We start from the raw sequence: 19,097 nt of genomic DNA on the forward strand, positions 1-19,097 counted from the left end.
CCAGTGTGATGGCCACCGGCTGTGCATGCGGTCAGCGGCGGTGGTGCCGAGACCGCTGAACTCCGACCACCCCGATAAACCGGCGAACACCCAGATCGCCACCGGTGGAATGTGGCTCACTCATTGCTTCACCTTCTCGGTGAGTCCATCCAGCACAGCGGGCGAACCCTGAATCGCGGTTCGCTGCATGTGATGCAGTACGGCCCGGACGCCACCGAGCTCTTCGCCGCCGCCGGCGCGGCCAGGCCCGCCGTGCACGGCGTGCGGCAGTGGTGAGCCGTGGCCGGTGGATTCGGCGGCGTCGTCGCGGTCGAGTACCAGCAGTCTGCCGTGCCAGGGCGCGAGGCCGCGCACGATGTCCCGGACGAACGCGCCGTCGTGGCTGACCACCGATCCGACCAGGCTACCCGCACCGCGTACCGCCAATTCGATCGCGTGCGTGGTGGAATCGTAGGGAACGAGGGTACTGATCGGGCCGAATGCCTCGACCTCATGTGGCGCGCGGGCGTTCGGGTCGGTGCAGCGCAGCAGCATCGGCGGAAGGAATGCACCGCGTTCCGCATCGGCGTCCGTCAGGTCGAATGTCTCCGGATTGCCATGCACCAGTTTGCATTCTCTAGTCAGAGCGGCCAGCGCATGGCGAACTTCCTCGCGTTGCGCGAGGCTGGCCAGGGCACCCATGTCAACATCGTCGCGCGCCGGGTTGCCGACCCGGACAGCGGCCAATCGCGCGCCAACGGCCTCGGTGACGTCGTCGAGTAGCACGCGTGGCACCAGCGCTCGTCGGATCGCCGTGCACTTCTGCCCGGCTTTTACCGTCATTTCGGTAACGAGTTGCTCAATGAACAGGTCGAATTCGTCAGTGCCGAGGGTGGCGTCGGGTCCGAGGACCGAGCAGTTCAGCGAATCGGCCTCGGCGTTGAACCGGACGGCGTGACGGGTGATCGCCGGATGCGCGCGCAGGGCTGCGGCGGTGGCCGCCGAACCGGTGACCGACAGCAGGTCCTGGCCGGTGAGATGGTCGGCCAAGTCACCGGGGGGCGCGCAGACCAGTTGCAACGCGCCTTCGGGCAGCAGTCCGGAGTCGAGTATCCGGCGCACCACCAGCTCGGTGAGATAGGCGGTCTGGCTTGCTGGTTTCACGATGCTAGGCACCCCGGCCAGGAAGGCGGGGGCGAATTTCTCCAGCATGCCCCAGACCGGGAAGTTGAAGGCGTTGATCTGCACCGCAGCTCCAGTCAGCGGCGAGTAGAAATGTTGCACACCGAAGGATCGCGTCTTCCCGATCCATTCGGTGCCACCATCCAGCAGCGGGCCCGACTCCGGCAATTCCCGGGCACCCTTGCTGCCGTAGACGAACAGCACCCCGAGGCCGCCGTCTACATCGACACGCGAATCACGTTTTGTCGCACCACTTTGCGTGGACAACGCAGAGAATTCCGCAGTGTGCTCGCTGAGCTGCTTTCCCAGGTCCTTCAGGATCCGAGCACGCTCGGCGAAGTTCAGCGTGCGCAGCGCGGGGCCACCCACTGTACGGGCGTAGCCCAGCACCGCGCCGTAATCCGGTGTCTCGGTCGAGATTCGAGCCACCTCGGTGCCGGTCGCCGCGTCGTGGAGCGGACGCCCGGCATCAGTGGGGACCTGCCAGTTCCCCAGCAGGTAGCTCTGCAGTAACGATGTCATCAGTGCTTCTCTTTCCTGCGAACCGTGGCCGTCAGCCGAGCCGCTGCGGTTGTGGGCGATTGCCCGGACAGTTGGGGATAGGTGCGCTCTGCGTAGTCGATCCACGACGTGTCCATGCCGAGCGACCACAGCCGGACCGGCGCCGCGACCACGCCGTCGTCGCCGATCGCACGGATCGCCGTGACCCGACCCGCTCACCAGGTGTAGAAACCACGGCCGGTCTTGCGGCCCAGGTCACCGGCGGCCACCTTGTCGACGAGGATCGCGGGCGGCTCGAAACGGGACCCGTAGGTCTTCACCAGGTGGGTGGCGATGTCGAGGCGGACATCCAGTCCGACCAGGTCGCTCAGCCGCAGCGGCCCCATCGGATGTCGGTAGCCGAGTTCCATTGCGCGGTCGATATCTTCAGCGCTGGCGACACCGTCCTCGAGCATGCGCATGGCTTCCAAGCCGATCACGACACCGAGGCGGCTGGTCGCGAAGCCGGGTGTGTCGGCGACGACGATCTTTTCTTTGCCGATCTGCGCGACCGCGATCCGAGCTCGGGATAGGGCCACATCGCCGGTCTGTCGCCCGCGCACGATCTCCACCAGTGGCATCGACCAGACCGGATTGAAGAAGTGCAGACCCACGAACGCCTCTGGCCGGCGCAGCCCGGCCGCCAGTTCACCGATGCCGATACCGCTGGTGTTGGTGGCAAGCACAATCGGTTCCCGGCTTTCCATCCGAGCCAGCACGTCGCGCTTCAGATCGGCGCGCTCAGGCACCGCCTCCACCGCAAGTTCGAGTCCGGCGGGCAGGTCGTCGGTCGCCGACACCCATCGCACGCGCTCGGCGATCGACGCCACCGCGGCGCCATCGAGTTTCCCACGCTGATAGGCAATCGCAGCCTGTTCCTGGATCGTCTTCCGCGCGAGACGAATTCTTTCCCGGTCAGGCTCGACAACCGTCACCTCCGAGCCCGTTGCCGCGAAAACGTAGGCGATGCCGACCCCCATCGTGCCGGCGCCCACTACGCCCACCGTCAGCATTCGCTCAGCCGTGCTTGACATAGCCGGCCACGAACTCGGTGTCGGTGCCGATCGGCCCGATGTTCACCGCTCCGCCCGGGGCGCCCAGGCTACCGTCGCGCCCGGGCAGCGGCTCGGTGAAGAACCGTTCGGCGTCGGCAACGAACTGGTGCTGGCCGTCGGGCACTCGCCGGTCCTGACTGATGGCCTGCACCGGGCACACCGGTTCACAGTTGCCGCAATCGATGCACTCCAGTGGGTTGATGTAGAGCTTGCGCTCGCCCTCGTAGATGCAGTCGACCGGGCATTCCTCCATGCAGGAGCGGTCCATCACATCGATGCACGCTTCGGCGATCACGTATGGCATGACTGTTTCCTTACTCAGACCGGGACCGCGACCGGCGCGACGTCGGTGGAATGCCCTGGGAATACCGGCTGTTCGGGATCGATGTAGTGAGCGGCATTGTTGACCGCGGTCGCGGCCTCACCGAATCCGACCGCGATCAGCCGGACTTTGCCCGGGTAATCGTTGATATCGCCGGCGGCGAAGATACCCGGCATCGTCGTCTGCATCGTCGAGTCGACGACGATGTGGCGGCGGTCGCGAATCTCGATACCCCACTGCAGCAACGGCCCCAGGTTTGCGGTGAAACCGAGCGCGGCAATGATCCGCTGGCAGGGCACCGACCGAACAGCGCCGTCGTCGGTGACGATCTCGACAGCATGGATATTGGCGTCACCGACCACACGCTGGATCTGTGCGTTGGTGATCACCTCGACCGCCGACGCTTGGACGGCAGCCACCGTGCCGGAGTGGGCACGGAATATGTCGCGGCGATGCACCACCGTGACCGACCTGGCGATCGGATCCAGCGCCCGGGCCCAGTCGAAGGCGCTGTCGCCGCCGCCGACGATCACGACATCCCTGTCGGCGTATTCGTCGAGCCGCCGCACGAAATAGGCCAGCCCGGCACCGTGGAAGGCAGCGGCGGTAGGCAGCGGCCGCGGTGTGAAATTTCCGATGCCGCCGGTGATGATCACCGACTTCGCCTGGATCACGATATCTTCTGAAGTGGTTACGACAAAAGAATCACGCTCGTTTTTGCCCGGAATGCGTTCCAAGCGGTCGGCGCGCTGCCCCAGCAGATACACGGGGTCGAACGACGCCGCCTGTTCGAGCAGGCGCTCCACCAATTCCCGCCCGCGCACCGCGGGGAATCCGGCGATGTCGAAGATCTGCTTCTCCGGATACATCGCGCTGATCTGGCCGCCTGGTTCCGGCAGCGAATCGATCACCGCCACCGACAGTCCTCGGAAGCCCGCGTAATACGCGGCGAACAGCCCGGCCGGTCCGGCACCGACGATCAGCACGTCGACGGCCGTCGCATTCCCTGCGGTTGCCGACATTCTCTTCACTCCTGCTCGAAAGTCATTGCCCACCATGGTATTAAGTCACTTCAGTAGATCCGGTCAGCACGCCGGCCACCCGCTCGCGCAGCACGTTGCGGCGGATCTTGCCGGTCGCGGTCTTGGGCAGTTCCACCATCGCCACCATCGCGCGCGGCCGTTTGAACGCCGCCAATCCGTCCCGGCACCACGCGATCAGCTCCTCCGCGTCCACGCTGCGGCCGGCGTGCGCTACCACGCAGGCCACGGGCTTGTCCAAGCCCGACTTGTCCGGTGCGGCGACCACCACCGCCTCTGCGATGTCTGGATGCTGCAGCAAGCGCTCCTCGACCTCGGCAGGCGACACCCAGATGCCGCCGGCCTTGAGCATGTCCCCGGAACGGCCAAGACAGCTGTAGGTACCGTCGTCGTTGCGCAGGTAGGCATCGCCGGTGCACAGCCACTCGCCTTGGAATACCTGCCGGGTCGTCTCGGCCCGGCACCAATAGCCCGACGCGACGGACGAGCCCTTGAGAAAAAGAGTCCCCGAGTCCCCCACCGCATCGAGGACGACGCCGTTATCGTCACGCAACTGCACCTGGTAACCGGGCACCGGCACCCCGGACGAACCGGGGTGCACCTGCCGCGGCCGGTTGGACAGGAAGATGTGCAGCGCCTCGGTCGACCCGATGCCATCGAGCACCTCCACCCCGAACCGGTCGCGGAACCGTTCGAACAGTGCCGAAGGTAGCGCTTCACCTGCCGAAACACCTTGCCGCACCGTAGCGAAGGTATCGTCCGGCAGATCGCTGCCCAGCAGCGACGCATAGAACGTGGGGACCGCGAAGAATAACGTCGGTCGCGCGGTCCGGATCCGCTCCGCGATGACCGCAGTGGTGGGACGGGCGCGTTCCAGCACTGTGGTAGCGCCGACCGAGAGTGGGAAGAAGCACGAATTTCCGATACCGTAAGCGAAGAACAGCTTCGCCACCGAGAAGCACCGATCGCTCGGCGCGATGTCCAGCACCCCACGGCCGTAGTACTCCGCGACGTCGCGGATGCTGCCGTGCCGGTGCATGGCCGCCTTCGGGGTGCCGGTGGTACCGGAGGTGTACAGCCATAGCGCTGGCGAGTCCACCCACGTGCCGTAGGCGGTCGCGACCGGCTCGCCGCCGACAAGGTCCTTCCAGCGATGCACCGCTACGCCCGCGGCCACCTCGATATCTCCAGTACCGTCGAAAACCACATCGACAACCTCGGGGGCAGCCGCCACTGCCGGAGCGGCTGCTGCAGCGAATTCGCTTGACGCACAGAAGATTCGGGCCCTCGAGTCGGCGAGCACCTTTCCCAGCTCCGGCCCGGTCAGCATGGTGGACACCGGCACCGCAATCGCCCCGACATACATTGCCGCCAGGATCCCGGTGAGCAATTCCACATCGTCTGCCATGCAGAACAGCACCCGTTCCTCCGGTCGCAGACCCAGCAGCCGCAACCCGCCCGCGACCCGGTGTACTTCGTCGGCCAGATCCCGGTAGGTGAGCGTGCGGCCGGCGGCGAGGACCGCGGTGCGGGCGCCCCTTCCTTCCCGGATGTGCCGATCCACCAGGTATTCGGCGGCATTGAACAGCGGCGTGGCAGTCGTCGCCGGTGCTAGAGAACTCATCGCGCAGCCGCCTCAGGCGAGATAGACGTATTCGTAGTCGAACGGCTTGCCGTTGATGCCATGCACCGGCGGAGCTACCCAACTGGCGATCTTGCCCGGCTGGTACACCGGCTGCATCAGCGACTGGACGAAGAACAGATCCTCGTCGGTCGGCAGCCAATTCCGCTGCGCCTGCTCCCAGGTCGCCGCGTCGAGGATCGTGCCGGCCGGGCTGATGTGGAAATCGGCGTAGGCGCCGACCTCGCGGTTGAACCCGATGTTCGGCAGGCTCAACCGGAAGTCGATCCCGCTGTCGGAGAGGATCTTGTTCCACCGATTGAGACCGCTGCGGCAGTCGGCGATGTACTCGCTGCGCAGATCCAGGTTCAGCGCCAGCAACGCGGAGAGCTCCTGCTGCCCCCAGGTGCCGTCGGCAGTGGGCACGTCCATGAACATGCTGTCGTTGGTGAGCTGATGGTCGTCGGTGCGGCGCTCCTCCTGCCAGCGCCCCTTCAAGCCCGCGGTGAAGTAGTTCGCGGCGTTGGTGGAGGTGTCGCTGCCGAACAGGTCCAATGAAACGCTGTAGTGGAAGTTGATGTACTTCTGGATGATCTCCAGCGGAATACCGCCGTGTGACGCGATGTCCATGGTGTCGTGCTCGCGGATCAGTTCGGCGCTCCGCAGCACCACCCGGTCGATACCTGTGGTGCCGACGAACATGTGATGCGCCTCCTCCTTGAGCATGAACTCACAGGTGCGCGACAGCGGGTCGAACGCGCTCTCCTTCAGGGTGCCCAGCTGGTATTTGCCGTCACGGTCGGTGAAGTAGGTGAACATGTAGAACGCCAGCCAGTCGGCGGTCTTCTCGTTGAATGCGCCGAGGATGCGCGGCGAGTCGGGGCTGCCGGAGTTGCGGAACAGCAGCGCCTCGGCCTCCTCACGACCCTCCCTGCCGAAAAAGGCGTGCAACAGATACACCATCGCCCACAGGTGCCGGCCCTCTTCTACGTTGACCTGGAATAGGTTTCGCAAGTCGTACAGCGACGGAGCCGTCAGCCCGAGCAGCCGCTGCTGTTCCACCGAGGCGGGCTCGGTATCACCCTGAACCACGATCAACCGCTGCAGATCGGCACGGTATTCGCCGGGCACCTGCTGCCAGGCCGGCGCGCCCATGTGTTCACCGAAGGCGATGCGACGGTCCGGCTTGGGCTCCGACAGGAAGATCCCCCACCGATACTGGTTCAGCGCGACATGGCCGAAGTGCGCCCAGCCCTCGCGGCCGACCGATACCGCGGTCCGCAGATAGACGCCGTGTGTCTCCAGCGTGGGACCCATCTCACCCCACCAATTCAGGAATTTCGGCTGCCAGCCCTCGAGGGCGCGTTGCAGCCTGCGATCCGAGGACAGATCGACGTTGTTGGGGATCTTGTCCTCGTAGTTGATCGACGTGGTCATGATGGGTTACACCCGCTTCCTGTCGAAGACGGCCTTCTTGCCGGTGCCGTAACGACGCAGTGCGCCATCCGCGCCGGATGCGTTGGGCCGGACGAAGATCCAGTTCTGCCAAGCCGACAGCCGACCGAAGATCTTGGTCTCCAGAGTTTCCGGTCCGACAAACCGGTGATTGGCCTCCATGCCCGTGCAGGCATCCGGTGACAGCGCGGCGCGGCCCTCCACCGCGAGGCGAATCTCGTCCTCCCAGTCGATGTCGTCCGGCGCGGCGGTGACCAGGCCCAGCTCGGCAGCTTGCGCCGGGCTGAGCTGGCTGCCGACTTCCGTGTCCTGCAACCAATTCAGGTGATCGACGTGCCCGTAGAAGCGCGACTCCAATCGAGACAGGCCGTTGCCCATCGGGAAGACACCGAAGTTGGCCGCCGTCAACCGCAGCGATGCCCGCGCCTCGCTGCCCTCGTCGTCGAGTGGCGGGCCGTCGAGCATGTACTGCCGGTCACAGGCCCACGCCAGCTCGGCCAGCATGCCGGTATAGCAGCTGCCCGGCGCGAGCAGGGCGATCAGGCTGCGGCTGGTGACGTCCAGGCGCTTCAGCGTGCGCTTGTAGTACTGCACGATTTCATTCGCCAGCCAATGACTTTCAGCATTGACCAGCAACAGGTGCTCGTAGCCTTCGACGGTATCGAGATCGCCCCTGGTCTCGAAAATCCAGGTACCGATGGTTGTTTCGTTGGTGCGCAACCGGAGAATCAGATCGTCGAGCTGCCGGGTGAGCGCCAGCGGCCAAAACGCGGCGCCCTGCTCGGCGGCGGCGTCCATGTTCGCCGGGGCCCGGTCCACCGGCGCATGGACCGTGATCGTCACGGCCGAGTTGGCCCGATCGAACTCGGCGGTGACGAAATCGTAGGTGATGAGGTTCGGGCCGATCCGGCGATTCAAGGGGAGCAGTTCGACGCCGTCGGCGTCCGATGGGCGGTTCGACCGTCCCGCGAGCTCGGTAGCCCGCTCCCGCACGACTTCCTCGAACATTCGCGGCGGCGCCAACTCGTCGACCAGTGCCCACTGCACGGCTGTCTTGCCACGGACACCGTCGGATCGGGTGGCGAAGATGTCGGCCAGATCCTTACGCACCCGACGTTTGTCCACCACCCGGGTCAGTCCGCCGGTGCCCGGAAGCACCCCGAGCAGCGGCACTTCCGGAAGCGACACCGCCGAGGAGTTGTCGTCCACCAGCACGATGTGGTCACAGGCAAGCGCGAGCTCGTAGCCGCCGCCCGCGCAGGCACCGTTGACCGCGGCGAGATAGGTCTGCCCGGAGTTCGCGGTCGCATCTTCCATGCCGTTGCGGGTCTCGTTGGTGAACTTGCAGAAGTTCACCTTCCACCCATGCGGCGAGGCGGCCAGCATCCGGATATTGGCGCCCGCGCAGAACACCTTCTCCTTACCGCTTGTGACAACGACCGTCTTCACTGCGGGGTGTTCGAAACGCAGCCGTTGCGTCGCGTCGTAGAGCTCGATGTCGACACCGAGGTCGTAGGAGTTCAGCTTCAATTCGTAGCCGGGAACCAGTCCGCCATCCTCGGCCACGTCCAATATCAGCCAGGCCACCGCCCCGTCGACGCGCAATCGCCAATGCCGATAGCGGTCCGGGTGGGTGTCGAACGAAACCTCCGGTGCTGCGACGGCGTCGGCAGCGCCGGTGGCTGAGACGAGGGGCTCGTGACCCACATCGGTAGCGACTGCCATGAATCCTCCTCGTGGTGGCCATCACCTTTTCTCGATGAATACATACTACATCAATTAAGAGATGCGACATATCTTTGTAGATATTTGCTTGCGGCCGCACGCGCTGGTCCCGCCATCTACGATCTCGGAGCAGGGAGCAGGGCATGCCACCTAAGCTCGCCGCGCCGACGAACCACCGGAAGTGCAACTCGCGCGCATCGCCACCGCGCCATTGCGAAACGGCGGGAACACGGCATCCCGCACGCGATCTGCGTGGCAGCCAACCGCCTTCGCAGGCGAGTCGGGCGAACGACCGCAGGAGCCGCAACGTGGCGACGGGCATCATGATCAGTGCTCACGACGCGGGCTTCCGCTCCCGGCGCGCGAAAGGAATCCACTCCGACGAAGCGGAAGTCCTCGCCGTGCATGGGATCCGAGCGACAGCGCCTGCCGGACTCGGGCTACAGTCACCAGCGATTCACGGACGGGGCTTCGCAACCCCAATCATCGCTCAGTGATCCTCGGCGGCCAGCTCGCTCCACCGCCGACGCGCGGATTCCCGCCACCGGGTGTGCTTGTCCTCGAACAGCCTGGTCGCCGCCGTGCCACTCCACTGCGGGGGCAGGAGCAATTGCGGCAGTTGCGGGTCCAGGAACGGGAATCGGCGCCATTCGTGCACCAGCCGGATCTGGGCGAGGAAGACGTCGCTGGACGACCGCGGGTCGAGATCGGCGAATTCAGCGATGAATTCCTCGTAGTCGTGCTCGATCTCGGCAAGGTCCCACGCGGCGGCGACCATGTCCCGCTGGTTGCCGAGCGCGCCGTATTCGGCAACGAAGGAAAGAGCCTTGCCGGAGAGGTCGAGATCGTCGAGGATCGCCTTCGCGTCCGCCTCCACCGCCGTGCGCGGCGAGATCCACACGCCGGGTGAAGGCGAGCCGAACCCAGCCCAGCTGAGTTGCGTGCGTAGTTTGTGCCGCAGGGATCGCATCGATTCCGGGATGGAGATCAGTACCACCAGCCAGCGGCCGTCCCATGACTGCTCGCCGGATCCGAAGGTGTAAATCCGCTGCGCACCCTCGATGAGCAGCCGCCGGCCCGCGTCGGTCAGCGTCCACCGCACTCGACGGCCGACGCGGTCCGAGGCCAGCCAGCCTTCCGCGGCGGTCCGCGCCAAGGCCTGACGCGCAGACTTCTCCTCCACACCCACCAACCCGAGCGCACGGACCAAGGTGGCGGTCCACACCGGTTGACCGAACGGGAGCGTGAACTCGCCGAGGATCGTCATCAACAGCGAGCGCGCACTGCCTTCACCGACCTCACGCCGTCGGCTCACCGCGGGTACTGCGCCGGCTGGTCCACCGGAACTACCAGCGCCCTGTGATGCGCTCGCCACGTCAGAGCCTCCCTCGCTGCCGACACCGTCCGAACAAGAAGTTTCGCATTACTTTCTATCGGCAACCGATCCGACGGCGTCGAGACATGGTCGCGGATGCACCGCCCAAACGAACACATCGTCACCCACGTCGAATCCCCTTGTCCCGCTTGCGATTCATGAACGCCGTCATGCGCTCGAACTTCTCCGCGTCCTCGAAAAGCACGGCCTGGGCCAGCAGATCCACATGCGGGTGCGCTCCTTCGGGCGCATCTACGGCCAGCTTGGTCAGGCGCAACGCCATGGCCGAGCCCCGCAGCATCCGGTCCACGACCGCATCGGCGGTCTCGAACAGCTGCCACGGTTCGGTCACCTCGAGCAGCAGGCCCAGCCGCAACGCCTCGTCGGCAGCGAGCGTGCGGCCCGCCAGCAGCACCTGTTTGGCGACGCTCTCTCCCAGCAGGCGCACCAGCCGGAACGCGGCGCCCGCGCCGGGGAGGATGCCAAGCTGCGGTTCCGGCTGGCCGAACTTGGCTCGCCCGGTGGCCACGCGGATATCGCAGGCATATGCCAGTTCGGCGCCGCCGCCCAGCGCCCAGCCGTCGACCGCCGACACCGTCGGCATCGGCAGCGCCCGGATGCGTTCGAACAGCCGCAGATTGATGCCATCCAGCGCATCCTCGCAGCGGCGTCGCAGCAATTGTCCGATGTCGGCGCCGCCCGCGAAGACCCCCTCGACGCCGCCGGTCAGCACCAGCACCTTTGGTTCGGCTTCCAGCTCGGCACAAATCTCGTGCAATTCGGCGACCATGGCTGCGTCGATGGCATTGCGCTCAGCCGGCCGATGCAGCGTGACCCACAACCTGTCGACACGGCGCTCGATGCGCAATGTGGCGAATTCCGCCATGCCCACTCCTGTCGGCTCCAGCGAGTGGGATGCTCACCTGCCCCGCATATATTCAACATAACATTAACGAATCTTACATGTTATGTCGACTATTGCGACAAGGGGACCCCGATGGTCGCGACCAACTTCGCGCCTGACCGGCCCTGTCCCGCCTGGACTCCTACGGAACGCCGGAGGGGTCGAATGGAGCGGTGGAGCCAACCGCCTCGTAGACCTCCATCGCGGCGTTGGCCATGCCGGGACACTGGGCGAGAGGTGCGGAGTCGACGGCAAAGTCGGCGGCGGTGGCTGTGCGCACCTCGTCGACGGTGACTCCCGGTGCCGTTTCCACCAGCAACAGACCATGTTCGGCGATGTCGAGCACCGCCATGTCGGTGATTATCCGGTGCACGCAGCCCAAGCCGGTGAGCGGCAGGGTGCACTGCTCGAGGATTTTGGGTTCACCCTTGCGGGAGACGTGTTCCATCATCACGATCACGCGGCGGGCGCCGTGCACCAGATCCATTGCGCCGCCCATGCCCTTGACCATTGTGCCCGGAATCATCCAGTTGGCCAGATCTCCGCGGGCGCTGACCTGCATGGCGCCGAGCACGGCGACGTCGACCTGGCCGCCGCGGATCATGCCGAACGACTGTGCGGAGTCGAAGTAGGAGGCACCGGGCAGCACGGTGATGGTTTCCTTGCCCGCGTTGATCAGCTCGGGATCGAGTTCGTCCTCGGTCGGGTACGGGCCGACACCGAGCACGCCGTTCTCGGAGTGCAGCACTACGGTGATGTCGTCAGGCAGATAATTCGGCACCAGCGTCGGCATACCGATCCCGAGGTTGACGTATTGGCCGTCCGCCAGTTCCGCGGCGACCCGGGCCGCCATCTGTTCACGAGTCCGCTTCATGGCCGCACCGTTCTGTTCTCGATTCCGATCTCCACCTTGCCCACGGGCACGACGCGCTGCACATGAATACCTGGGGTGTGCACCTCGTCCGGGTCGAGCTCGCCCGGCTCCACCAGATGTTCGACCTGGGCGATGGTGATACGGCCCGCTGCGGCGGCGGGTGGATTGAAGTTGCGGGCGCTGGCCCGGTACACCAGATTGCCGTGCCGGTCGCCCTTCCAGGCATGCACCAAGGCGTAGTCGGTGACGATGCCACGCTCCATCACATAGGTGACCCCGCCGAAGACACGGGTCTCCTTCGGCGGGCTCGCGATCGCGATACCGCCGTTGCCGTCGTAGCGCAGCGGAAGTCCACCCTCGGCGACCTGGGTACCGACGCCGGCCGGGGTGAAGAAGGCCGGGATGCCCGCACCACCGGCTCGCATGCGCTCGGCGAGGGTGCCCTGCGGAGTCAGTTCCACCTCGAGCTCACCGGCCAGATACTGGCGCGCGAACTCCTCGTTGGAGCCGACATAGGAGCTGATGGTGCGCCGGATCCGATGCGCGGCAAGAAGCACACCGAGCCCGAAACCCGAAGTACCGCAATTATTGCTGACCACTTCCAGGCTGGTGGCCCCTTGCGCGAGCAGCGCGTTGACGAGCACTCCGGGAACTCCGACGAGGCCGAAGCCGCCTACTGCGAGCGAGGCGCCATCCGGTATGTCCTCGACCGCGTCGGCGGCATCGGCAATGACTTTGTCCATCACGAGCACCACCATAACCGAAGCTGTACGTATTGTGAACATGCATCCGTATGTCGAACATTTCTACTCCAGCGCGTTGCCTAGGCCACGCGTCGAGCCCTATGCTGTTCGTATACCGCAATTATGTCCACATTACGAACGCGAGGTATCGAGCATGCTGCACCTGCCATCGCGGTACCGCGGGATCGAGAAGGGCGAGGAGGCGCCCCTCGACTTTCCGGACTACCGGACGACCGCTCTACGCCACCCGAAGCAGCCGCTGAACCTGCTCCCGCAGGGGCTCGGGGAGTTGACCGGTCCGGTGCTCGGCGAAGGCCGGGTCATCGCCGCGGACGCCGATCTCACCCTCGTCAACGGCGGCGAGGCCAGCGGGCAGCGCATCGTCGTCCACGGCCGGGTGCTGGACAGCGACCGCAAGCCGGTGCCGACCACCTTGGTCGAGATCTGGCAGGCCAACGCCGCGGGACGCTATCGGCACCAGGGCGACCAGTGGCCGGCGCCACTGGATCCGCACTTCGACGGTGTGGGCCGGACCTTGACCGACACCGACGGCCACTACTCGTTCACCACGATCAAGCCCGGCGCCTACCCGTGGGGTAATCACTACAACGCATGGCGACCGGCCCACATCCATTTCTCCCTGTTCGGCCGGGCATTCCCCCAGCGCCTGGTCACCCAGATGTACTTTCCGGACGATCCACTGTTCTTCCAGGACCCGATCTACAACTCGGTGCCCGACGGCGCCCGCCAGCGCATGATCAGCGTCTTCGACTATGCGGCTACCACCGACAACTGGACGCTGGGATTCCGCTTCGACATCGTGCTGCGCGGCCGCGACGAGACGCCGTTCGAGGAGGACGACCACGATGAGTGACACCGGCTTCGCACCCCGCTACCCCGTCGTACCCGGCGACTTCAGCACCGTCGAATTCGGGCCGACCCCATCCCAGACCGCGGGCCCCTACCTGCACATCGGCCTGCTCTGGCCGGACGGACCCGAGGTGGTCACGCCCGGCGCCGAGGGCACGATCACGATCACGGTCACGGTGATCGACGGCCGACGGGAGCCGGTCGCCGACGCGCTCGTGGAGCTCTGGCAAGCCAATGCCGAGGGCGTCTTCGCGCACCCGGACGATCCACGGCCCCAAACGAATCCGGCCTTTCGCGGGTTCGGACGCTGCCCCACCGACACCACGGGCACCGCCGGCTTCATCACCGTCAAACCGGGCACCAACCCGGCTGGCGACGGCACGACCGAGGCGCCGCACCTGAACGTGTCGATCTTCGCGCGCGGCATGCTGAACCGGCTCATCACCCGGCTGTATTTCCCGGACGAGGCCGCCGCCAATGCCGCCGACCCAGTTCTGGGATCACTGTCGGACGCACAGCGGCACAAGCTGATCGCCATCGCTACCACCGACGGCTACCACCTGGACATCCTCGTGCAGGACCCCGACCCGGACGGCGACGAGACGCCGTTCTTCTACCTCTGACCCGGCCTCCCGCTCGGACCTCCGAAAGCCGTTTCCGACGCGAGACCGCCTTACAGGTAGACACCGACAAATTCAACCCTCTATAGGAGCCTGCGTGTCACGTGGAGAGCTGTTCGATCCCCTCTTCGGGGCCGCCGCGGTCGGGCCCGCGCTGTCGGACCGCGCCTGGATCACGGCGCTGCTGGACGTCGAGGCGGCACTGGCACGGGCCGAGGCCGACCTCGGCGTCATCGAGTCCGGGCACGCGGCTGCCATCGACGCGGCCGCGAAAGAGCTGGCCGAGCGCACCGACCCGGCCGAATTGGGGCGGGCGGCAGTGGCAGGCGGCAACCCGGTGATTCCGCTGGTAGGACAGCTGCGCGCGGCATGCGAGTCGGCGGGGGTGCCCGCGGCAGCCGTGCACAAGGGCGCTACCAGCCAGGACATCCTCGATACCGCGCTGATGCTGCTCGCCCGGCGCGCCGGTGTCCTCGTGGTCACGGATCTGCGGGCCGCCGCCGACGCCGCGGCGGCACTGGCGCGCGCGCACCGCGACACCTTGATGGCCGCCCGCACACTCGGACAGCAGGCCCTGCCCACCACCTTCGGGACACTGGCCGCGACCTGGTGCGCGGGCCTGGACCGCGCCGCGGGCAGACTCGCCGCGGTGCTGGCCGAGCTGCCGGTGCAATTCGGTGGCGCCGCGGGCACGCTCGCGGCGCTGCATCCTAACGGCTTGGCCGTCGCGACCGAACTTGCCACCGAACTCGGATTGGCCGATCAAGGCGTTCCCTGGCATGCCGAGCGGACGCGGATCGGTGAACTGGCGGCCGCGCTCGGTGTCGCCGCCGGGGCGATCGCCAAGACCACCACCGACATCATCGCCCTGGCCGCCAGTGAAGTCGGCGAGGTCAGTGAGGACTCCCCCGGCGGCTCCTCGACCATGCCACACAAGCGCAACGCGATCGCCGCGATCACCGCTCGGGCGGCTGCTCGCCGGGTGCCCGGACTGGTCGCCGACGCCCTCGGGTCGATGGATCACGAACTGCAGCGCGGCGCCGGTGCCTGGCATGCCGAATGGGAGACGACAACCGACCTGCTGCGGCTCACCGGTGGTGCCGCTCATCGCTTGGCGCAGAGCCTGACCGGCCTGCACGTGCACCCTCAGGCGATGGCCCGCAATCTCGCGGTCAGCAAGGGGCTACTGCTTGCCGAGCGGGTCACCGGAGCGCTCTCGGCGCATACCGACGCGGCGCGGGAGATCGTCACCACCGCCGCCACCAAGGAAAACCCCGAGCTCGCTACAGATCCCGCGCTCACCGATTACCTGGGACCAGCCCGGTTGCGTGAATTGCTGGACGCCGCCGAATACCTTGGTCACGCTCGTGAGTTCGTCGATCGGGTGCTGACCGAGCGCGGCGGCGTGGCCGGACTCGAATCCCGCACCCTCCCCCCATCGGCCGTAGATCCCGGACCGACCACGCCAGAGGCATCATCATGACCGTTGCACTCGCACATCACCGAACCGGAGCGGACGGCGGAGCCCCGTCCGTGGTCCTGCTCGGGTCGCTCGGATCCGATCGCACCATGTGGGCTCCACAGGTTGCCGCCCTGTCGGCCGCGCATGAGGTGATCGTCGTGGAACTGCGCGGTCACGGTGAATCCCCCACGCCCGCAGGGCCATACACAATCGATGAACTGGCAGGTGATGTCCTCGCACTACTCGATCGACTCGATCGCTGTGCGGTGCACTTGGTCGGGCTGTCGCTCGGCGGCGCGGTCGCGCAGTGGATCGCCACGCACGCACCAACTCGGGTGCGCACGCTGACACTGCTGTGCACCGCCGCGAAATTCGATGCGCCGCAAGGGTGGTTGAACCGCGCCGCGACGGTGCGAGCGAGCGGCACCGCCGCGATCGCCGAAGCGGTGGTGGCCCGCTGGTTCTCCGGCGCACTGGCCGAACGAGATCCAGCGCTCATCGCGCGCTGCCGGGCCATGGTCGCGACCACCGACGCCGAAGGCTATGCCGCCTGCTGCGAAGCGATCGCGAGCTGGGACGGCCGCGCGGATCTGGCCCGCATCACAGCTCCCACCCTGGTGATCGCGGGCGCGCAGGATCCGGCCACCACCCCGGTGGATCTGCGCCTCGTCGCCGAGGGCATCGCGAATTCCGCACTGCACGTGCTGGATCCGGCCGCGCACCTGGCCAGTGTCGAGCAGGCTGGACCGGTGTCGGCCCTGATCGCCGCGCACATCGCCGCTCCCGCGCAGCGCGCAGCCGCATTCGATGCGGGGATGCGGGTGCGCCGGTCGGTACTCGGCGACGCGCACGTGGATCGCGCGATCGCCGCCACTACCGAATTCACCGCTCCGTTTCAAGATTTCATCACCCGCACCGCATGGGGCGATGTGTGGCACCGGCCCGGGCTCGACCAGCACACCCGGCGGCTGCTGACCCTGGCCATCCTCACTGCGGTCGGCAACACCCACGAACTGGATATGCACATCCGCGCGGCGCTGCGGGCCGGCGTGCCACCCGCCGAACTCGCGGAGGTGTTCCTGCACACCGCGATCTATGCGGGCGTGCCGAACAGTAACCTCGCCTTCGGACTCGGCAAAGCGGCGCTCGCGGAGGGTGTCGGACCGGCCGGGTCCACCGCAGAGGAGGAACCGCACCGACCATGACCGAACCATCACCGGAGTATGTGCAATCGCTGGGCCGCGGGCTGGCCGTCATCCGATCCTTCGACGCCGAACACCCGCGCCGCACCCTCAGCGACGTTGCCAAGGCCACGGACCTGACTCGGGCCACCGCCCGGCGCTTTCTACTCACCCTGGTCGAACTCGGCTATGTTCGCACCGACGGTTCACTGTTCTCGTTGACGCCTCGCGTGCTGGAACTCGGCTACAGCTATCTTTCCAGCCTCACGCTGCCGGACGTAGCAGGGCCCCATCTGGAATCGCTGGCCAAGCAAGTGCACGAGTCGACCTCGGTGTCCATCCTCGACGGTGCGGACGTGGTGTACGTCGCGCGGGTCCCGGTCAGCCGGATCATGACGGTATCTATCAATATCGGCACCCGATTCCCCGCGTACGCCGCCTCGATGGGCCGGGTGCTGTTGGCCGGGCTGTCCGACGCCGCGCTCGAGGACTACCTCACGCATGTCATGCTCGTCCCGCTCACCGGACGGACCGTCATCACCGTCGACAGATTGCGCAAGGAAGTGGCGAAGGTACGCGCCGACGGCTACTGCATCGTCGACCAGGAACTCGAGGAGGGGCTGCGGTCACTGGCCGCACCGATCCGCGACAACACCGGCACGGTGGTCGCCGCGGTCAACATCTCCACCCAAGCCGCCCGATACTCGGCAGCGGCCGTGCGCAAGGATCTGGTGCCGCCGCTGCTGGCGACCGCTGAGGCCATCGCTCTGGACCTCACCCGTGTCCAGACGCAAACGTGAACCCCCTTTTCACCGCAAAGGAACTGTTATGCCCGAAGCCGTTATCTGCGAGCCGCTGCGGACCCCCGTCGGCCGTTTCGGCGGAGTTTTCAAAGACATCCCGCCGGAAACCCTCGCCGCGACAGTCATCTCGGAGCTACTGTCTCGCACCGGAATCGACGGCAACCAGGTCGATGACGTCATCCTCGGGCAGGCCGCACCCAACGGCGAAGCCCCCGCGATCGGCCGCATCGCCGCCTTGGACGCCGGACTCGGCGTCGAGGTGCCCGGCCTGCAGGTGGATCGGCGCTGCGGATCTGGGCTACAGGCCATCCTCCAGGCCTGCATGCAGGTCACCACCGGCGGCAGCGACCTAGTGCTGGCGGGCGGTGTCGAATCGATGAGCCAGGCCGAGTTCTATGCGACCGGCATGCGCTGGGGCATAAAGGGTGAGGGCGTGGCGCTCAGCGACCGACTGGCCAGGGCCCGAGTCACCGCGGGTGGCAAGAACTTCCCGGTCCCCGGCGGCATGATCGAAACCGCGGAGCACCTGCGCACCGAATTCGCTATCAGCCGAGCTGATCAGGACGCCCTCGCCGTCCAATCGCATCAGCGTGCCGTCGCCGCCCAAACCTCCGGACGTTTTGCCGAGGAAATCGTGGGAGTGAGGGTACCGCGACGTAAATCCGATCCGCTCCTGGTCGACACCGACGAACACCCGCGCGCCGACACCACCCTGGAAACCCTGGCTGACCTGCGTCCGATTCGAGCGAGCATCGACCCGGACTCGACCGTCACCGCGGGCAACGCCAGCGGTCAGAACGACGGCGCCGCGGTGTGCGTCGTCACGACCCCGGAGAAGGCCAGCGAACTCCGATTACGCCCGCTGGCCCGGCTGGCCTCCTGGGCAGTGGCGGGAGTCCCCCCACGCACCATGGGTATCGGACCGGTACCCGCCACCGAAAAGGCCCTCGCCCGGCTGAATCTCACCCTCGACGAGATGGATGTCATCGAGCTGAATGAGGCCTTCGCCGCCCAAACCCTCGCCGTACTACGCACTTGGAAGCTCGATCCTGGCGACACCCGAGTGAATCCCAACGGTTCCGGCATCTCCCTCGGCCACCCGGTCGGCGCTACCGGCGCCCGCATCCTGGCCACCCTGCTGCGCGAACTCGAGCGACGCGAGGGTCGATACGGCCTGGAAACCATGTGCATCGGCGGCGGACAAGGACTGGCGGCGGTCTTCGAACGACTGGTTTAGCCACGACGGGCAGGTCCGCGGTGCCGGAGACACTGCATGCGCACCTCGCCGCCAACCACCCCGGCCACGACTACACACGGGACGAAATCCTCTTCATCGACTACTGACG

General features: G+C 66.5%; 16 protein-coding genes and 1 pseudogene. 6 read left to right on the top strand and 11 right to left on the bottom strand.

What is annotated here, in order from left to right; all coding sequences use genetic code 11:
* Nucleotides 1–132: 132 nt before the first annotated feature.
* From paaZ to AB0H00_RS22180, 11 genes and pseudogenes are all read right to left on the bottom strand, one after another.
* Nucleotides 133–1,683: pseudogene (paaZ, locus tag AB0H00_RS22130) on the bottom strand (phenylacetic acid degradation bifunctional protein PaaZ); the annotation flags it as partial.
* A 194-nt stretch (nt 1,684–1,877) separates the two neighbouring features.
* A complete protein-coding gene (locus tag AB0H00_RS22135; protein ID WP_357269031.1) occupies nt 1,878–2,735 on the bottom strand; it encodes a 3-hydroxyacyl-CoA dehydrogenase family protein in 858 nt (285 codons plus the stop codon).
* The gene (fdxA, locus tag AB0H00_RS22140) at nt 2,719–3,060 is read right to left on the bottom strand and encodes a ferredoxin (protein WP_357269033.1); all 342 of its coding nucleotides are present in this window, start codon (nt 3,058–3,060) and stop codon (nt 2,719–2,721) included. The genes AB0H00_RS22135 and fdxA overlap by 17 nt, the downstream gene beginning before the upstream one ends.
* 14 nt (nt 3,061–3,074) lie before the next feature.
* Nucleotides 3,075–4,136 (bottom strand): NAD(P)/FAD-dependent oxidoreductase, encoded by a 1,062-nt coding sequence (locus tag AB0H00_RS22145; protein WP_357269036.1) that lies wholly within the window; start codon nt 4,134–4,136, stop codon nt 3,075–3,077.
* A 4-nt stretch (nt 4,137–4,140) separates the two neighbouring features.
* Nucleotides 4,141–5,742 (bottom strand): benzoate-CoA ligase family protein, encoded by a 1,602-nt coding sequence (locus AB0H00_RS22150; protein ID WP_357269039.1) that lies wholly within the window; start codon nt 5,740–5,742, stop codon nt 4,141–4,143.
* A gap of 12 nt (nt 5,743–5,754) precedes the next feature.
* Nucleotides 5,755–7,176, bottom strand: coding sequence for a benzoyl-CoA 2,3-epoxidase subunit BoxB (gene boxB / locus AB0H00_RS22155; protein ID WP_357269042.1), 1,422 nt, complete (start codon nt 7,174–7,176; stop codon nt 5,755–5,757).
* Between the two features lie 6 nt (nt 7,177–7,182).
* Complete coding sequence (gene boxC / locus AB0H00_RS22160; RefSeq protein ID WP_357269045.1) at nt 7,183–8,919, bottom strand: 2,3-epoxybenzoyl-CoA dihydrolase; 1,737 nt, start codon at nt 8,917–8,919, stop codon at nt 7,183–7,185.
* A gap of 490 nt (nt 8,920–9,409) precedes the next feature.
* Nucleotides 9,410–10,234: a PaaX family transcriptional regulator C-terminal domain-containing protein gene (locus tag AB0H00_RS22165; protein WP_357269048.1), complete on the bottom strand. Its 825-nt coding sequence runs from the start codon at nt 10,232–10,234 to the stop codon at nt 9,410–9,412.
* 181 nt (nt 10,235–10,415) lie between these two features.
* Nucleotides 10,416–11,180: an enoyl-CoA hydratase/isomerase family protein gene (locus AB0H00_RS22170; protein WP_357269051.1), complete on the bottom strand. Its 765-nt coding sequence runs from the start codon at nt 11,178–11,180 to the stop codon at nt 10,416–10,418.
* A 160-nt stretch (nt 11,181–11,340) separates the two neighbouring features.
* Complete coding sequence (locus tag AB0H00_RS22175) at nt 11,341–12,072, bottom strand: CoA transferase subunit B (protein ID WP_357269054.1); 732 nt, start codon at nt 12,070–12,072, stop codon at nt 11,341–11,343.
* On the bottom strand, nt 12,069–12,815 hold the full coding sequence (locus tag AB0H00_RS22180; protein ID WP_357269138.1) for a CoA transferase subunit A: 747 nt from the start codon (nt 12,813–12,815) through the stop codon (nt 12,069–12,071). The genes AB0H00_RS22175 and AB0H00_RS22180 overlap by 4 nt, the downstream gene beginning before the upstream one ends.
* Nucleotides 12,816–12,969: 154 nt before the next feature.
* On the opposite strand from AB0H00_RS22180, the gene pcaH reads away from it, so the two are divergent.
* From pcaH to AB0H00_RS22210, 6 genes are all read left to right on the top strand, one after another.
* Nucleotides 12,970–13,689 carry a protocatechuate 3,4-dioxygenase subunit beta gene (pcaH, locus tag AB0H00_RS22185; RefSeq protein ID WP_357269056.1) on the top strand — a complete coding sequence of 240 codons (720 nt, stop codon included), beginning with the start codon at nt 12,970–12,972 and terminating at the stop codon, nt 13,687–13,689.
* Nucleotides 13,682–14,308, top strand: coding sequence for a protocatechuate 3,4-dioxygenase subunit alpha (gene pcaG, locus AB0H00_RS22190; protein ID WP_357269059.1), 627 nt, complete (start codon nt 13,682–13,684; stop codon nt 14,306–14,308). Before pcaH ends, pcaG begins: the two co-directional genes overlap by 8 nt.
* A 94-nt stretch (nt 14,309–14,402) precedes the next feature.
* Nucleotides 14,403–15,788, top strand: a complete 1,386-nt coding sequence (locus AB0H00_RS22195) for a lyase family protein (protein ID WP_357269062.1) — start codon at nt 14,403–14,405, stop codon at nt 15,786–15,788.
* Nucleotides 15,785–16,972: a 3-oxoadipate enol-lactonase gene (pcaD, locus tag AB0H00_RS22200; protein ID WP_357269065.1), complete on the top strand. Its 1,188-nt coding sequence runs from the start codon at nt 15,785–15,787 to the stop codon at nt 16,970–16,972. Before AB0H00_RS22195 ends, pcaD begins: the two co-directional genes overlap by 4 nt.
* Complete coding sequence (locus tag AB0H00_RS22205) at nt 16,969–17,748, top strand: IclR family transcriptional regulator C-terminal domain-containing protein (protein WP_357269068.1); 780 nt, start codon at nt 16,969–16,971, stop codon at nt 17,746–17,748. The genes pcaD and AB0H00_RS22205 overlap by 4 nt, the downstream gene beginning before the upstream one ends.
* Nucleotides 17,749–17,776: 28 nt before the next feature.
* The gene (locus AB0H00_RS22210) at nt 17,777–18,988 is read left to right on the top strand and encodes an acetyl-CoA C-acetyltransferase (RefSeq protein ID WP_357269071.1); all 1,212 of its coding nucleotides are present in this window, start codon (nt 17,777–17,779) and stop codon (nt 18,986–18,988) included.
* Nucleotides 18,989–19,097: the final 109 nt, after the last annotated feature.

Origin of the sequence: Nocardia sp. NPDC023852 (assembly GCF_040639505.1) — a bacterium.
In the GTDB taxonomy this organism is placed as follows: domain Bacteria; phylum Actinomycetota; class Actinomycetes; order Mycobacteriales; family Mycobacteriaceae; genus Nocardia.

Coding starts and splice junctions, on each gene's coding strand:
- AB0H00_RS22175 (WP_357269054.1), bottom strand. CDS start 12,072: ATGAAGCGGACTCGTGAACAGATGGCGGCCCGGGTCGCCGCGGAACTG.
- AB0H00_RS22135 (WP_357269031.1), bottom strand. CDS start 2,735: ATGTCAAGCACGGCTGAGCGAATGCTGACGGTGGGCGTAGTGGGCGCC.
- fdxA (WP_357269033.1), bottom strand. CDS start 3,060: ATGCCATACGTGATCGCCGAAGCGTGCATCGATGTGATGGACCGCTCC.
- pcaG (WP_357269059.1), top strand. CDS start 13,682: ATGAGTGACACCGGCTTCGCACCCCGCTACCCCGTCGTACCCGGCGAC.
- AB0H00_RS22180 (WP_357269138.1), bottom strand. CDS start 12,815: ATGGACAAAGTCATTGCCGATGCCGCCGACGCGGTCGAGGACATACCG.
- pcaD (WP_357269065.1), top strand. CDS start 15,785: ATGACCGTTGCACTCGCACATCACCGAACCGGAGCGGACGGCGGAGCC.
- boxC (WP_357269045.1), bottom strand. CDS start 8,919: ATGGCAGTCGCTACCGATGTGGGTCACGAGCCCCTCGTCTCAGCCACC.
- AB0H00_RS22170 (WP_357269051.1), bottom strand. CDS start 11,180: ATGGCGGAATTCGCCACATTGCGCATCGAGCGCCGTGTCGACAGGTTG.
- AB0H00_RS22210 (WP_357269071.1), top strand. CDS start 17,777: ATGCCCGAAGCCGTTATCTGCGAGCCGCTGCGGACCCCCGTCGGCCGT.
- AB0H00_RS22145 (WP_357269036.1), bottom strand. CDS start 4,136: ATGGTGGGCAATGACTTTCGAGCAGGAGTGAAGAGAATGTCGGCAACC.
- AB0H00_RS22205 (WP_357269068.1), top strand. CDS start 16,969: ATGACCGAACCATCACCGGAGTATGTGCAATCGCTGGGCCGCGGGCTG.
- pcaH (WP_357269056.1), top strand. CDS start 12,970: ATGCTGCACCTGCCATCGCGGTACCGCGGGATCGAGAAGGGCGAGGAG.
- boxB (WP_357269042.1), bottom strand. CDS start 7,176: ATGACCACGTCGATCAACTACGAGGACAAGATCCCCAACAACGTCGAT.
- AB0H00_RS22150 (WP_357269039.1), bottom strand. CDS start 5,742: ATGAGTTCTCTAGCACCGGCGACGACTGCCACGCCGCTGTTCAATGCC.